General features: G+C 65.7%; 13 protein-coding genes. 7 read left to right on the forward strand and 6 right to left on the reverse strand.

The window, feature by feature from the left end; translation table 11 throughout:
• Window positions 1–21 precede the first annotated feature (21 nt).
• Entirely contained in the window at window positions 22–363 is a 342-nt protein-coding gene (locus BLS75_RS06200; RefSeq protein WP_053151024.1) for a YdcA family protein, read from the reverse strand.
• A gap of 181 nt (window positions 364–544) precedes the next feature.
• Here BLS75_RS06200 and BLS75_RS06205 point away from each other — a divergent pair, with 181 nt between their 5' ends.
• Both BLS75_RS06205 and BLS75_RS06210 read left to right on the forward strand, forming a co-directional pair.
• Complete coding sequence (locus BLS75_RS06205) at window positions 545–1,228, forward strand: response regulator transcription factor (RefSeq protein WP_011060869.1); 684 nt, start codon at window positions 545–547, stop codon at window positions 1,226–1,228.
• Window positions 1,206–2,600 carry a sensor histidine kinase gene (locus BLS75_RS06210; protein ID WP_011060868.1) on the forward strand — a complete coding sequence of 465 codons (1,395 nt, stop codon included), beginning with the start codon at window positions 1,206–1,208 and terminating at the stop codon, window positions 2,598–2,600. Before BLS75_RS06205 ends, BLS75_RS06210 begins: the two co-directional genes overlap by 23 nt.
• Window positions 2,601–2,793: 193 nt before the next feature.
• On the opposite strand, the gene BLS75_RS06215 is transcribed toward BLS75_RS06210, so the two are convergent.
• The 4 genes from BLS75_RS06215 to BLS75_RS06230 all read right to left on the reverse strand — a co-directional run bounded on the left by BLS75_RS06215 (window position 2,794) and on the right by BLS75_RS06230 (window position 5,749).
• Window positions 2,794–3,435 carry a trimeric intracellular cation channel family protein gene (locus tag BLS75_RS06215; protein WP_015635302.1) on the reverse strand — a complete coding sequence of 214 codons (642 nt, stop codon included), beginning with the start codon at window positions 3,433–3,435 and terminating at the stop codon, window positions 2,794–2,796.
• 176 nt (window positions 3,436–3,611) lie between these two features.
• Window positions 3,612–3,872, reverse strand: coding sequence for a DUF1652 domain-containing protein (locus tag BLS75_RS06220; RefSeq protein ID WP_015635301.1), 261 nt, complete (start codon window positions 3,870–3,872; stop codon window positions 3,612–3,614).
• A 1-nt stretch (window position 3,873) separates the two neighbouring features.
• Entirely contained in the window at window positions 3,874–4,125 is a 252-nt protein-coding gene (locus BLS75_RS06225; RefSeq protein ID WP_011060865.1) for a CsbD family protein, read from the reverse strand.
• Window positions 4,126–4,261: 136 nt separating this feature from the next.
• The gene (locus tag BLS75_RS06230; RefSeq protein WP_072452273.1) at window positions 4,262–5,749 is read right to left on the reverse strand and encodes a PAS domain S-box protein; all 1,488 of its coding nucleotides are present in this window, start codon (window positions 5,747–5,749) and stop codon (window positions 4,262–4,264) included.
• A 206-nt stretch (window positions 5,750–5,955) separates the two neighbouring features.
• Between BLS75_RS06230 and BLS75_RS06235 the strand changes: the two genes are divergently transcribed.
• From BLS75_RS06235 to BLS75_RS06250, 4 genes are all read left to right on the forward strand, one after another.
• Window positions 5,956–6,495 carry a GNAT family N-acetyltransferase gene (locus tag BLS75_RS06235; RefSeq protein ID WP_072452274.1) on the forward strand — a complete coding sequence of 180 codons (540 nt, stop codon included), beginning with the start codon at window positions 5,956–5,958 and terminating at the stop codon, window positions 6,493–6,495.
• Window positions 6,496–6,714: 219 nt separating this feature from the next.
• Window positions 6,715–8,268, forward strand: coding sequence for a DUF1302 domain-containing protein (locus tag BLS75_RS06240; RefSeq protein ID WP_072452275.1), 1,554 nt, complete (start codon window positions 6,715–6,717; stop codon window positions 8,266–8,268).
• A gap of 29 nt (window positions 8,269–8,297) precedes the next feature.
• Window positions 8,298–9,680: a DUF1329 domain-containing protein gene (locus BLS75_RS06245; protein ID WP_072452276.1), complete on the forward strand. Its 1,383-nt coding sequence runs from the start codon at window positions 8,298–8,300 to the stop codon at window positions 9,678–9,680.
• A 20-nt stretch (window positions 9,681–9,700) separates the two neighbouring features.
• Window positions 9,701–10,603 carry a tyrosine-protein phosphatase gene (locus tag BLS75_RS06250; protein WP_072452277.1) on the forward strand — a complete coding sequence of 301 codons (903 nt, stop codon included), beginning with the start codon at window positions 9,701–9,703 and terminating at the stop codon, window positions 10,601–10,603.
• A 13-nt stretch (window positions 10,604–10,616) separates the two neighbouring features.
• Here the strand turns inward: BLS75_RS06250 and BLS75_RS06255 are convergent, their stop codons facing one another.
• Window positions 10,617–11,930: a sigma-54 interaction domain-containing protein gene (locus BLS75_RS06255; RefSeq protein WP_072452278.1), complete on the reverse strand. Its 1,314-nt coding sequence runs from the start codon at window positions 11,928–11,930 to the stop codon at window positions 10,617–10,619.
• 251 nt (window positions 11,931–12,181) lie between these two features.
• Here BLS75_RS06255 and BLS75_RS06260 point away from each other — a divergent pair, with 251 nt between their 5' ends.
• Window positions 12,182–13,066 (forward strand): MBL fold metallo-hydrolase, encoded by an 885-nt coding sequence (locus BLS75_RS06260; protein WP_072452279.1) that lies wholly within the window; start codon window positions 12,182–12,184, stop codon window positions 13,064–13,066.
• Window positions 13,067–13,073 lie beyond the last annotated feature (7 nt).

The following is a 13,073-nucleotide window of genomic DNA, read 5'->3' on the forward strand; positions in this document are numbered from 1 at the left end:
CACAGAAGGTCAATCGGGTTTTCAATGCCGCTTGTAGCTCTTGTTGCCACTGGGGGTCAGGCAGTACACCCCGCCCCGGGGCCCGGTGCAGAAACTGCCGCTGCCACAGTTGCATCCCTGGGCGTCGCGCAGCAGGGGCTCGGCCCGGGGGGTAGTGGAGCGCTGGCCGGACATCAGGGCACAGTTCTTTTTCGACGCGCTGATGGAGCCGTCGTTGCACAGGAACAGCTCGCCGTCGCAACGGGCGATGCCGCCCTTGCGCCCGGAACAGGGCTGGTTGGCCGCCAGCACCGCGCTGCTGCACAGCACCATCAGGCAGAGAAAGGACAATGGCTTCCAGCCAACCCGGGGCAGGCCCGTCATGGATGTGCCTCCTGGCCATGAAAGTGGCGCGATAATATCAGGCAGCGCGGCCTCTGGCAGGGGCTTGTTCAAGGTCTGGACAGAGTCCTGGAGGCGCAGATGAAAGTTTTTTTAGAATTGCGGCCGCCGTTTCTTGGCAAAATGCCCGCCTGTGTCACGAACCGCCAAACAGGTAACGCCTATGACCCGCATTCTGACCATCGAAGACGACGCCGTGACCGCCCGGGAAATCGTCGCCGAACTGAGCAGCCACGGCCTCGACGTGGATTGGGTGGACAATGGCCGCGAGGGCCTGGTGCGCGCCGTGAGCGGCGACTACGACCTGATCACCCTGGACCGCATGCTGCCGGAACTGGACGGTCTGGCCATCGTCACCACCCTGCGCACCATCGGTGTGTCGACACCGATCCTGATGATCAGCGCCCTCTCCGACGTCGATGAACGGGTGCGCGGCCTGCGGGCCGGGGGCGACGACTACCTGACCAAGCCCTTCGCCTCCGACGAGATGGCGGCCCGGGTCGAAGTGCTGCTGCGGCGCAAGAACACGGTCAAGGATTTCGACACCAGCCTGCGGGTGGCGGACCTGGAACTGAACCTGATCAGCCGCGAGGCAACCCGCGCCGACCAGTTGCTGAGCCTGCTGCCCACCGAATACAAGCTGCTGGAATTCCTCATGCGCAACACCGGCCAGATCCTCTCGCGGATGATGATCTTCGAGGAGGTCTGGGGCTATCACTTCGACCCCGGGACCAATCTGATCGACGTGCACATCGGCCGCCTGCGCAAGAAGATCGACCCGCCCGGCATGACCCCGTTGATCCGCACCGTGCGAGGCTCGGGTTATGTCATTGCTGAACCCCTCTAAAGGCTGGCGTTCCTCCAGCAGCCGCCTGCTGGCGCTCTACAGCACGCTGTTCGTGGCCTGGAGCTGCATCCTCATGGGGGTGCTGTACTACGAGGTCTCCACCTACCTGGACAGCCTGGCCAAGCACTCGCTGATGCAGCGCCAGCACCTGTTCGCGCGCTTCGAGGGCGACCAGCTGGTGGAAGCCCTGACCACCAGCATGACTTTCGACATGCGGGCCATCGACGCCTACGGCCTGTTCGATGAGCAGCGCCGGCCCCTGAGCGGGCCGATCCGGCAGATACCCGACGACCTGCCCCTGGACGGCAAGATCCACGAGCTGAAGAACTGCATCGACTCCGACGACCCGAGCCTGCCCCGCGACAGCTGCGACGCCGTGGCCACCCACACCCGGGATGGCCGCTGGCTGGTGCTGGTGCGCGACAACGGCTCGCTGTTCGCGGTGACCCGGATCATTCTCCACGCCCTGCTCTGGGGCATTTCCCTGACCATCATTCCCGGCGCCGCCGGCTGGCACCTGCTGCGCCGCCGGCCCTTGCGGCGCATCCGCCAGATCCAGGCCAGCGCCGAAGCCATAGTCGCCGGCGACCTGACCCGGCGCCTGCCGCTGTCGGACCGGCGTGACGAGCTGGACATGCTGGCGGCCATCGTCAACGCCATGCTCGAACGCATCGAACGGCTGATGCATGAGGTCAAGGGCGTGTGCGACAACATCGCCCACGACCTGCGCACCCCGCTGACCCGCCTGCGGGCCCAGCTCTATCGCCTGCAGCAACAGGCCGAGGAAGGCTCGCCCCAGGCCCTGCAGATGGACCAGTTGCTGGCCGAGGCCGACACCCTGATGGCGCGCTTTCGCGGGTTGCTGCGGATTTCCGAACTGGAGGACCAGCAGCGGCGCTCGGGCTTCCTGGTGCTCGACCCCCTGCCCCTGCTGCACGAGCTCTATGACTTCTACCTGCCCCTGGCCGAGGAAGGCCAGTTGACCCTGGTGCTGGATGTACCGGCGAGCCTGCCCAGCCTCACCGGTGACCGCGCCCTGTTGTTCGAGGCCCTGGCCAACCTGCTGAGCAACTCCATCAAGTTCACCCCACCGGGGGGCGAAGTGATCCTGCGGGGGATCGACGACGACGGCAGCCCGCGCCTGGAAGTGCTCGACTCAGGCCCCGGAATACCCGCAGCGGAACGGGCGGCGGTGTTCCGGCGCTTTTACCGGGTGGACGAAAACAATGCCCAGGGCGGGTTTGGCCTTGGCCTGTCGATCGTCGCGGCGATTGTCAGCCTGCACGGTTTCAAGCTTGAGGTGGGCAGCAGTGAACGCGGCGGCGCGCGCCTGAGCCTGGACTGCCGGCCGAGCCTGATTGCCGACAATTGATTCCGGCCCCCACCCCCCCTGTGATCCGGTGCCTGTGACCCTGTGATCCTGTAGCCGCTGCTGAGCCTGCGAAGCTGCGAAAGGCCGGGCCGCGTTCGGTACGCCGGGCCTTGCTTGACGATCTTGCGCCAAACCTTCCGCGCTCTCGCGACCCCGGCGCCTGCTGCAAGCCGTTCGCAGCCTGCATCAGCGGCTACAAGGCCTTGGGCAGTTGCCAGCCGTAGCGCACCGAGAGCATGCGCAGGGCGAAACAGACGGTGCCCGCCAGCCAGGCCGACCATAAAGGCGGCACGCCCAGGCGCCGGGCGATGACCAGGCTGGCCGCGCCGACAAAGGCCGAGCTGGCATACAGGTCGACCTGCAGCACCAGGGGAATGCGGGCCAGGACAATGTCGCGAATCACCCCGCCCCCCACCCCGGTCACCGTACCCATGAGCATCGAGACAAAGGGCGAGATGCCGAAGTTCTGCGCCTTCTGCGTGCCCGCCACGGCAAACAGCCCCAGCCCCGCGGCGTCCAGCAGAATCAGCAGCGGCCCGGACCACCCCAGCACCCAGTCCCGTGCCACGAAGGCCAGCCCGCCCATCAGCAGCGCCAGCGCCGGGTACCGCCAGTCGGCCACGGCCTTGGGCGGTGTGGCGCCAATCAGCAGGTCACGGGTCACCCCTCCGCCAAGGGCAACGATAAAGGCGATCACCATCACCCCCAGCAGGTCCAGCTGGGCGCGCATGGCGCTGATCGCGCCCTCTACGGCAAACACCGCAGTGCCCGCCAGATCCGCCACCAGCACGATGTTTTCCAGGCGCCGGGGCAAGCCCTGGGCCCGGGCGTTCATGGGCCCATCCAGAAAAGCGGGGTGATCAGGAAAATACGGCGCGGCAACAGGGTTGAAGGCATGCCCGGCACCTGCAAAAGGCTGGAGATGACGGCCGGGAACCCGACCGTCGACCCTTTGCTTATAGTTCAGGCCGTGGGCTGTCGCCATCGACCGGCCCCGGTGCAAGGCCGGGTTCAGGGCGCCAGATCGAGCTGGCCCAGGGAGTTGCTACCCAGCTCATAGAGCAGTTCGTCGATGATCTTCTGCACATCGGCCTCGCTCTGCAGCGCCCGGGCGCTGAGCCCGGTCACCACCAGGTCGACCCGGCCGCTGGCCGGCTCGAACACCCGCAAGGTCAGGGTGCCGTCACCGGCGTTGCTGAAGCTGCAGGCCAGGGGCGCCAGGCGCTGCTCGATACAAGCGCGCAACTGCGCCAGGGTGATGGCCGCCGGCATTTCAGCGGCGCCGCAGCAGCAGGCCCGCCAACAGGCCGACGCCGGCCAGCAGGGCCACGCTCAACAGCGGTTTGTCCCGGACCCAGCGAGCGCCCTGGTCCAGGGCCTGGCCGTACTTTTCCTGCAATTGCCCGGCGGCTTCCCGGGCCATGCCGCGGGCTTGCAGCTGCTCATCATCCAGCCACTCACCCACCACGGCCTCGGCCTTGCCGGCCACCTTGCCCACTGTGCCCTTGATCTGTTCGCTAGCCATGCTGGCGCTCCTTCTACTGCGGTTCATGAATGGCAGAGGCCCGATACAGAGCCCTGCGCAGAATCACAGGATAGAAAGGCCCGCCCCTGGGCAAAAGGCGCATTTGCACTGGTCGCACTGGTGCATTTGCACCGGGTCAGCCGGCACTGCCGGCAAACAGCCCGCGCTCCCGGGCCCAGACAATGGCCTCGCCGCGGCTGTGCACATCGAGCTTGGAGTACAGAGTGGCCACGTGATTGCGCACGGTGTTGGGGGCCAACTGCAGTTGCGCGGCAATTTCCTTGTCCGCCAGCCCCTGGTAGATCAGCCCCAGGACCTCGCGCTCGCGGGTGGTGAGCTCGGCAGAGGTTACCGCCGGGGCTTGCGCGCTGCGGGTGTTGCGCACATTGGCGAGCTTTTCGATCAGGGTCTGGCTGAACCAGGAGGCATCACGCATCACCTCCTCGATGGCGCCCACCAGTTCCAGCTCCGAGCGCTTGCGCTCGCTGATGTCCATCAGCACCAGCAGGTAGCAGGGGCTGTCCTGGATCAGCACGGTATCGGCGTAGGCCACGCAGTCCACCTGCTCGGCGCCCTTCTTGCGCACCTTGAGGTCCAGGCCCATGACGTTGCCGCTCTTCTCCAGGCGGCCGAACAACTGCTCGGCGGCCTGGGGCTCGGCGATAAAACCGATGTCCTGCACGGTCTTGCCCAGCAGTTCTTCGCTGCTGTAGCCGCAGGTGTCGAGAAAGGCTTCGTTGACATCGACGATCTGCTGCTCGGCGCTGCACACCAGGGTCGGCACCGGGGTCAGGCGGAACGACTTGGCGAAACGCTCCTCGCTCTGGCGCAGGGCGATCTCGGCCTTGCGCCGCGGCTCCAGGTCCATGAAGGAAAACAGCATGCAGTCCTCGTCGTTGATGTCCAGCGGCTGGCCGGCGACGATCACCAGCTTGCTGCCGCCCTCGGGCAGGCGCAGCTCGGCCTGCATCTGCGGGATGGTCGCACCCTGCCCCAGGCGTTCGACGGCCAGTTCCTTGTGCTCGGCGTCTTCCAGCACGTCCAGCTCGTACACCGAGCGGCCGATCACCTGGTCCCGGGCATAGCCGGTCATCTCCAGGAAGCCCTGGTTGACCTTGATGTAGCGCAAATCCCCCAGGCGGCAGATCACCGCCGGCGCCGGGTTGGCGTTGAAGGTCTTCTCGAAGCGCTGCTCGGCGCTGGCCCAGTCGGTGGCGTCACTGAGGATCAGCACCAGGGACTCCGGCGCGCCATTGCGGTCCTCGAGGATCATGCTGCGCACCCGGTGCACCCAGTGCCGGGGTTCGCCATCGATCTCGGCCTGGACCTCCACCACCACGTCGCTGAAGGTTTCTCCGGCAGCCACCCGGTTGATGGGGTAGCTGTCCAGGCCCAGTGGATGGTTGTTGCGGTAGCGCAAGGCATAGCGCCGGGCATAGTCGCGCAGATTGCCGCCCAACTGCTCGACCGTGCTGACGCCGTGCATGGCCAGGGCCGCTTCATTGGCCCAGAGCAGGGTACGGGGCTTGTCGGTCTCGATCAGGATCACCCCGTCGGACAGGCCGGAGATGATCTGCTGCAATTGGCGGCGGTTGGTTTCGGTGGCAAGTACGGCCTGGCTCATGGCATCTCCGGAAGAACCCGACGCTGCGCCAAACATCCCGCACGCCGGAAAAAAAGGGGGCTGCAACTACGACCACGGCGCGCCGCCATCGTGCCCCGGCCCGAGCGCTGGAGCCCCTTTGGGCAACGGAGTAAGCTGCCCCGTCCGGATTGCGGGCCAGCCGCCAGCCCGGCGACACCGGCCAGCCGCCCCTCGAGGAATGACGCATGATCACCATCCGTGAAGCCGACAGCCGCGACATCGACACCCTCCAGGCCATTGGCTGCGCCACCTACCGCGAGCACTTCGCCGCGATCTGGAGCACCGAAGGCATGCAGCAGTTCCTGGCCCAGGACTTCGCCCCCGCCCCCCTGGAACAGTCCCTGGCCGACAAGCACCTGCACCTGTGGCTGCTGGCCCTGGACCCGCAGCAGCAGCCCATCGGTTTTGCCAAGCTCAACTGGAACCGGCCACTGCCCGATGGAGCCCGGCGCGGGGCCGAACTGCAGAAGATCTATCTGCTCAAGTCAGAGGCCGGCAAGGGCTATGGCCGCCGGTTGCTGGAGCATGTGCTGCAACGGGCCAGCACTGCCGGTGAGCCCTGCCTGTGGCTGGACGTGCTCAAGAGCAATAGCGGCGCCCGGCGCTTCTATGAAAGCGCCGGCCTGCGGCAGGTCGACGAGGTGCCGTTCAGCACCGACCTGGAACAGATCGGCATGTGGGTGATGGCCTGCGACCTTCCGCGCACCGGCGAACGCACGGCCTGAGGCTCAAGATCCCGTCCAGGGGCAGCGCCTGCTCCGTCCCCCCCTCCCTCCAGAACCCCGCACGTTCAGCCCTTCCGGCGGCCTGAACATGCGGCGCCCGCAACAAAGCGACTAGTCCGAATAGACGATGTCCAGCCCCCGCTGCATTTCCGATAGTCCCTTCCCCCCCTCCACAACCCTACGGTACCTCGACGCAAAAACAGACATTCAGAGGCAGCAATGAAAAAAACAACAACGCCTTACGCTTTCTCCACCTTGCTCGCAGTTCCCGGTTCCTTGCTCCTGTTCAGTTCCCCGCTGGCCGCCCTGGTCTTCGAAATCGGCGACGACCTCAAAGTGCAGAACAGCAACGTCGTCTCCTATGGCCTGGCCTGGCGCACGGCAAAGCCGGCCCATGCCCTTGGCGGGCGCAACAATGCCAACGGCAACGACGGCAACAACGCTTTCGACCGGGGCAGCCTGATCACCCATCGCCTGGGCCTGGTCAGCGACGCCGACTTCAACTTTCGCCGTGACTTCGGCCTGTTCGTGCGCGCCAGCGCCTACTACGACAATGTCTACCATCGCCGCAATGACAACCACACCGGCACCTCGAACTGCTATGCCGCCGGGCAATGCTCGCGCCCCGACCAGTTTTCCAGGCCCACCCGCGACGCTCACGGCGGTGCCGTGGAAATGCTCGACAACTACCTGTATGGCAGTTGGCAAGTCGCTGACAGGCCCTTCAACCTGCGCCTCGGGCGCCAGGTGGTCTACTGGGGCGAGAGCGTCTACAACGGCAACGGCATTGCCTCGACCATGAGCCCGTTTGATGCCAGCAAATCCAACGTGCCCGGGGTCGAGATCAAGGAGCGTACGCTGCCGACCGGCCAGCTGTTCGCCTCCTACAGCCTCACCGACGCGCTCGACCTGCAGTTCTACTACCAGTACGAGTGGAAGAAGAGCCGACTCAACGCGGTCGGCAGCTACTTTTCCACCACCGACCTCCTCGACAGGGGCGGCTACAGCAACTCCACCGGTCAACTGGTCCGCTTGAAAGATGACGAACCCCGCGACAGCGGGCAGTTCGGCCTGGCCCTGCGCTATGTCGCCCAGAGCCTGAACAACACCGAGTTCGGCCTCTACCGCCTGCGCTATCACAGCAAGACACCGGTGGTGGACAACCTAAGCCGCCGCGGCAGCTACCAGGCGCGCTACTTCGAAGGCATCGAACTGTATGGCGCAAGCTTCGCCACGGTCGTGGTCGACACCAACATCAACGGCGAGATCAGCATCCAGGATCGCCTGCCCCTGGCGATCGACCTCGGCGGCGCCCGCCACACTGCCCGCGGCAGGACCGGCCAGGTACTGCTGTCGATGACCCACGGCTTCGGCCAGACGCCCTTTTCCGACAATTTCACCCTCAATGGCGAGGTCGGCTACAACCGCGTCTTGAGCAACGACAGTGCCTACCTGCCCCAGCGCAACCCCAGTGACAAGCTCTGGAACGATCGTTCGGCCTGGGGTTACACCTTGCGCGCCAGTTCGCGCTACATCGAGATCATGCCCGGCTGGGACCTGACCATTCCGCTGTCCTTCAACCAGGGGGTGAACGGCAACTCCTCTCTGGGCAGCTACAACCAGGGCAGGAATCGGCTGTCCCTGGGCGGCACCCTGGAGTACCTCGGGAACCTCTCCCTGGAGGCCGTCTACAACGCCTACCTGGGCAGCCCCCGGTACAACAACCAGAGCGATCGCGACCACATCGCCCTGAACGCCAAGTACAGCTTCTGACCCTCGCCCAGACAACCGGAGAACATTTCATGTCCTGCCAAACGCAATTCCCTGCCTTTGTGCTCGCCGGCCTGCTCGGCCTGTGCCCCCTGGCCCAGGCCGCGCTCAGCGAGGCCGAGCTGGCTCGCCTCGATCAAGATCTCACGCCCGTCGGCGCGGAGCGTGCCGGTAACGCCGACGGCAGCATTCCTGGCTGGTCCGGCCAGTGGCGCGGCACTCCGCCCCATGTGCAGTTCGCCGGCAGCGGCTCGCTGTACCCCGATCCGTATGCCAAAGAGCGCCCGTTGTTCAGGATTACCGCGCAGAACCTGGAGCAGTACCAGAACCGCCTCAGTGACGGCCAGATCGCCCTGTTCAAGCGCTATCCACGCAGCTACTGGATGGACATCTATCCCAGTCATCGCGACATGCGCCCGAGTGCGAAAATCGAAGAGCAAATTCGCGAAAACGGGCGCACAGCTCGACTCACCGAGGATGGCAACGGCGTCACCGGGGCCTGGGGCGCGTCGCCGTTCCCGATCCCGAAAAACGGCAACGAACTGATCTGGAACCACGCCCTACAAGGGCGGGGGCCCGGCGAGGAAGGCGTCTACAGCCTGGTCGTCACCCTGGCCAACGGCAAGCAGGCACGTCAGGTCCAGCATCACCAGACGCTCAATATCTGGACCAACCCGGACAGCCCCCGGCAAAACGACCGCGACGCCATCAACAGCCACTTCATGTACCGGACCCTGGAACCGGCCCGGGAGCTGGGCAAGATCACCTTCGGCCACGGCTTCGTCGATCCGGTGGCCAACGCCCAGCAGAGCTGGCAATACGACCCGGGCAGCCGACGAGTGCGGCGCGCGCCCAACGTCGGCTACGACAACCCTTCCAGTGGCGCCAGCGGCGGCCTGCGGGTCAACGATGACAGCCGCATGTTCAATGGCGGCACCGACCGCTACCAGTGGACGATCATCGGCAAGCGCGAGCTGTTCATCCCCTATCACAACTATGCAATCAGCGACCCCGCGACCACCCTGGCCAAGCTCACCGAAACCATTGGCCACCCCAACCCCGAAGCACTGCGCTACGAATTGCACCGGGTATGGGTACTGGAGGCCAGCCTCAAGCCCGGCAACCGTCATGTGTATGCCAAGCGCCGCTTCTACATCGACGAAGACACCTGGGGCGCGGTCATGGCCGACAGCTATGACGCCCGCAACCTCCTCTGGCGCACCAACCTGCAGACCACCTTCTACGCCTATGACACCCAGAGCTATCAGGCGGGCCCATCGGTGTATCACGACCTGATGTCCGGGGCCTATCTGGTGGATCGCCTGACCAATGAGCACGGCCCGATCCGCCTGACGGACCTGGCCCACGATGCCAGCGATTTCACCCCCGCCGCCGTGCGCAAGCGCGCCAAATGAAGACTCACGGAGAGCACAACATGACCCGATTCGACCTGGTCCTCGGGGCCGCCCTGCTGTGCACCATCGCCACAGCCAATGCGGCCCCTGCCGAGCAGCCAGCGCCCCCGCAAGAACTGCCCGCCAGCGAACGCCAGGCGCTGCGCGACCTGAACCTGGCAAGCGCACCCAACCTGCGCGACCTGGGTGGCTACCGCACGGCCGACGGACGTAGCGTGAAATGGGGCCTGCTGTATCGCGGTGGAGCCCTGGACTCACTCAGTGCCGAAGATCAACGCAGGCTGCAAGGCCTGCAACTGCAGCGTGTGGTGGACCTGCGCAGCCGCGAGGAAATCGCCGACGCCCCCGACCGCCTGCCGCCGGCGCTGATGGAGCGGCGGATCGAGATGCCGATCAGTGCCGGCAACATCGACATCCGCGAGCTGACTCGGCGCATCAACAGTGGCGACACCGCCGAGCTGCACCTGGACGATGTGCTGGTTCGGGCCAACATCCAATTCGTCCGCGAGCAGAGCCCGCTCTTCCGAGCCTGGCTGCATGGCCTGCTCGATGACCAGGGCACCCCGGTTCTCTACCACTGCACCGCGGGCAAGGATCGCACCGGCTTCGCTTCGGCCATGGTGTTGCTGGCCTTGGGGGTGCCGGAAGCTACGGTGATGGAGGACTATCTGGCGTCCAACCGCTACCTCGGGGAAAAAAACCGCCGGATCGCCGAACAAGTTCGGCTCGCGTCAAAAGGCCGTACCGATCCTGCCCTGCTACAGCCCTTGCTAGGCGTCGAGGCGCGCTACCTGCAAGCGGCGTTCATGGCCATGCGCGAAGACTACGGCTCAGTGGAGAACTACCTGCGCGAGGGGCTGGGGGTCGATGCCGCGTTTCGCTCGCGGCTGCAAAGCAAGTTCCTCGAAACCGCCGCCCCCTGATCAGTTGCGGCACTCAGAGACCCAGGGCCTTGAGCCGCCGGTACAGGGTCCGCTCGCTCAGGCCCAGGGCCCTGGCCAGCTCACTGCGCGAACCCTCGAACACCTCCAGGGCATGGGCCAGTTGCTCCAGGTCCTTGTTGCCGCGGCGGCGGCCGGGGGGCGCTGGTGCCGGCGTGCTGCGCAGCTCCGGCGGCAGGTCCGCCAGGCGGATCACCCCGTCGTCGCTGAACAGCCGCGCCCGCTCGAGGATGTTGCGCAGCTCGCGGATATTGCCCGGGTAGGTGTACAGGCTCAGTTGGGCCAGGGCCTGGGGATCAACCCGCGGCACCACCCCGGGGTCGAGCCGGCGCAGCAGGCTGTCGATCAGCAGTGGCAGGTCGTCGCTGCGTTCGCGCAAGGCCGGCAGGCGGATCGGGAAGGCGCTGATGCGGTAGTACAGGTCCTGGCGGAAGGTGCCGGCGGCGACCATTTCCTTGAGCGGCTTGTGGGTCGCCGCCACCAGGCGGAAATCCGAGTGCACGGTGCGCAGGCTGCCCACCGGGCGAAAGCTGCCGGACTCGATCAGACGCAGCAGTTTGACCTGCATGGCCAGAGGCACTTCGCCGATCTCGTCGAGAAACAGGGTGCCGCCATGGGCGGCTTCGGCCAGGCCGATCTTGCGCTGCAGGGCACCGGTGAAGGCGCCCTTTTCATAACCGAACAATTCGCTTTCCAGCAGGCTTTCGGTAAGCCCGGTGCAGTCCACCACCACCAGCGGCCCGCTGGCCCGGGGGCTGCCGTCGTGCAGGGCACGGGCGAACAGCTCCTTGCCGGTGCCGGATTCACCCTGGAGCAATACCGGGATCGGCGCCGGCGCCGCCCGCTGCAAGGCGCCCAAGGCTTCGTTGAAGGCCGGCGAGCGCCCCACCAGGCCCTTCTGCTGGGGTTGTACCGAGGCCACGGCCACCGAACTCAGGCGCTCGACATAGGCCACCACCGTGCCGTCTTGGCCAATGATCGGCCGCAGCTCCACGTCCACATGTTCCGGCCCCCGGGGCGTGTGGTGGATGTGCAGCATGCGTTCCGGCACGCGGCTGTCATGGGCCTTGCGCATCGGGCAATGCTCGCCGGCCTGATCGCAGGGCACGGCGAACTGGTGGGATACCCGGTAGCACTTGGCGCCCACGTGGGGCTTGCCGGCCACGCCGAACTGACGCTGGTAGGCGGTGTTGGCGGCGATGATGTTGTAGTCGGTGTCCAGCACTATGGTGGGCTGCGGGTCGTGTTCGAGGTAGGACACCAGGGCGGACATCGGTGGCGGGACTAGGTCGGTGGCAATCAGGGACATGGGCAACTCCGGGGCAGAGGCGGCAGCTTAAAGCATGGGCGCCATCACTGCCATTTTCTGCCAGCAACTGCCAAATGACTGCCAAGCCCGGATGACAGTCCTGGCGACAACACATCACCAAGGGGTTGAAAAAGCGTCTAAACCAATGAACAGGCGCCAAACGACGCCGTTTCGGGTTGGCACGCTTATTGACACTTCAAGAAACGAGCGTCAGCGCAGACTGCCCTCACCTTCATTGCCTGGAGTGCCCCATGATCATCAGCGACACGCTGCGTGTAGAAGCCTTTTTCGACAGCCATACCTGGACCATCAGCTACCTGGTGATGGACCTGGCCAGCCGCCACTGCGCATTGATCGACAGCGTGCTGGACTACGACCCGAAATCCGGCCGCACCCACACCGAGTCCGCCGACCGCCTGATCGCCCGGGTGAAAGAGCTGGACGCCCGGGTCGACTGGATCCTGGAAACCCATGTGCATGCCGACCACCTGTCGGCCGCCGCCTACCTCAAGGCGCAGCTCGGGGCCCAGGTGGCCATCGGCAACCAGATCACCCGGGTGCAGAAGACCTTCGGCGCGCTGTTCAACGAAGCCCCGGCCTTTGCCCGGGACGGCAGCCAGTTCGACGTGCTGCTCGAAGACGGTACCGAATTCGCCATCGGCGGCCTCACCGCGCGGGCCATGCACACCCCGGGGCATACCCCGGCCTGCATGACCTACCTGGTGCAGGTCGGCGACGAAACCCTGGCCTTTGTCGGCGACACCCTGTTCATGCCCGACTACGGCACCGCCCGCTGCGACTTCCCCGGGGCCGACGCGCGGACCCTGTACCGCTCGATCGGCAAGATCCTCGCCCTGCCCCCCAGCACCCGGCTGTTCATGTGCCACGACTACCTGCCCAACGGCCGCGAGCTGCAGTACATGACCACCGTCGCCGAGCAGCGCGCCAACAACATCCACATTCACCAGGGGGTCGACGAAGACAGCTTCGTGGCCATGCGCGAAGCCCGCGACGCGACCCTGGACATGCCGGTGCTGATCCTGCCTTCGGTGCAGATCAACATGCGCAGCGGGCACTTCCCCGAGCCCGAGGACAACGGCGTGAGCTACCTGAAGATTCCCCTGAACACCCTATAACTATTAC

This window comes from Pseudomonas sp. NFPP12 (assembly GCF_900103205.1).
In the GTDB taxonomy this organism is placed as follows: domain Bacteria; phylum Pseudomonadota; class Gammaproteobacteria; order Pseudomonadales; family Pseudomonadaceae; genus Aquipseudomonas; species Aquipseudomonas protegens.

Bases quoted from the DNA above. Each gene is read 5' to 3' on its own strand.
- BLS75_RS06200 (WP_053151024.1), bottom strand. From the start codon at position 363: ATGACGGGCCTGCCCCGGGTTGGCTGGAAGCCATTGTCCTTTCTCTGC.
- BLS75_RS06205 (WP_011060869.1), top strand. From the start codon at position 545: ATGACCCGCATTCTGACCATCGAAGACGACGCCGTGACCGCCCGGGAA.
- BLS75_RS06210 (WP_011060868.1), top strand. From the start codon at position 1,206: ATGTCATTGCTGAACCCCTCTAAAGGCTGGCGTTCCTCCAGCAGCCGC.
- BLS75_RS06215 (WP_015635302.1), bottom strand. From the start codon at position 3,435: ATGAACGCCCGGGCCCAGGGCTTGCCCCGGCGCCTGGAAAACATCGTG.
- BLS75_RS06220 (WP_015635301.1), bottom strand. From the start codon at position 3,872: ATGCCGGCGGCCATCACCCTGGCGCAGTTGCGCGCTTGTATCGAGCAG.
- BLS75_RS06225 (WP_011060865.1), bottom strand. From the start codon at position 4,125: ATGGCTAGCGAACAGATCAAGGGCACAGTGGGCAAGGTGGCCGGCAAG.
- BLS75_RS06230 (WP_072452273.1), bottom strand. From the start codon at position 5,749: ATGAGCCAGGCCGTACTTGCCACCGAAACCAACCGCCGCCAATTGCAG.
- BLS75_RS06235 (WP_072452274.1), top strand. From the start codon at position 5,956: ATGATCACCATCCGTGAAGCCGACAGCCGCGACATCGACACCCTCCAG.
- BLS75_RS06240 (WP_072452275.1), top strand. From the start codon at position 6,715: ATGAAAAAAACAACAACGCCTTACGCTTTCTCCACCTTGCTCGCAGTT.
- BLS75_RS06245 (WP_072452276.1), top strand. From the start codon at position 8,298: ATGTCCTGCCAAACGCAATTCCCTGCCTTTGTGCTCGCCGGCCTGCTC.
- BLS75_RS06250 (WP_072452277.1), top strand. From the start codon at position 9,701: ATGACCCGATTCGACCTGGTCCTCGGGGCCGCCCTGCTGTGCACCATC.
- BLS75_RS06255 (WP_072452278.1), bottom strand. From the start codon at position 11,930: ATGTCCCTGATTGCCACCGACCTAGTCCCGCCACCGATGTCCGCCCTG.
- BLS75_RS06260 (WP_072452279.1), top strand. From the start codon at position 12,182: ATGATCATCAGCGACACGCTGCGTGTAGAAGCCTTTTTCGACAGCCAT.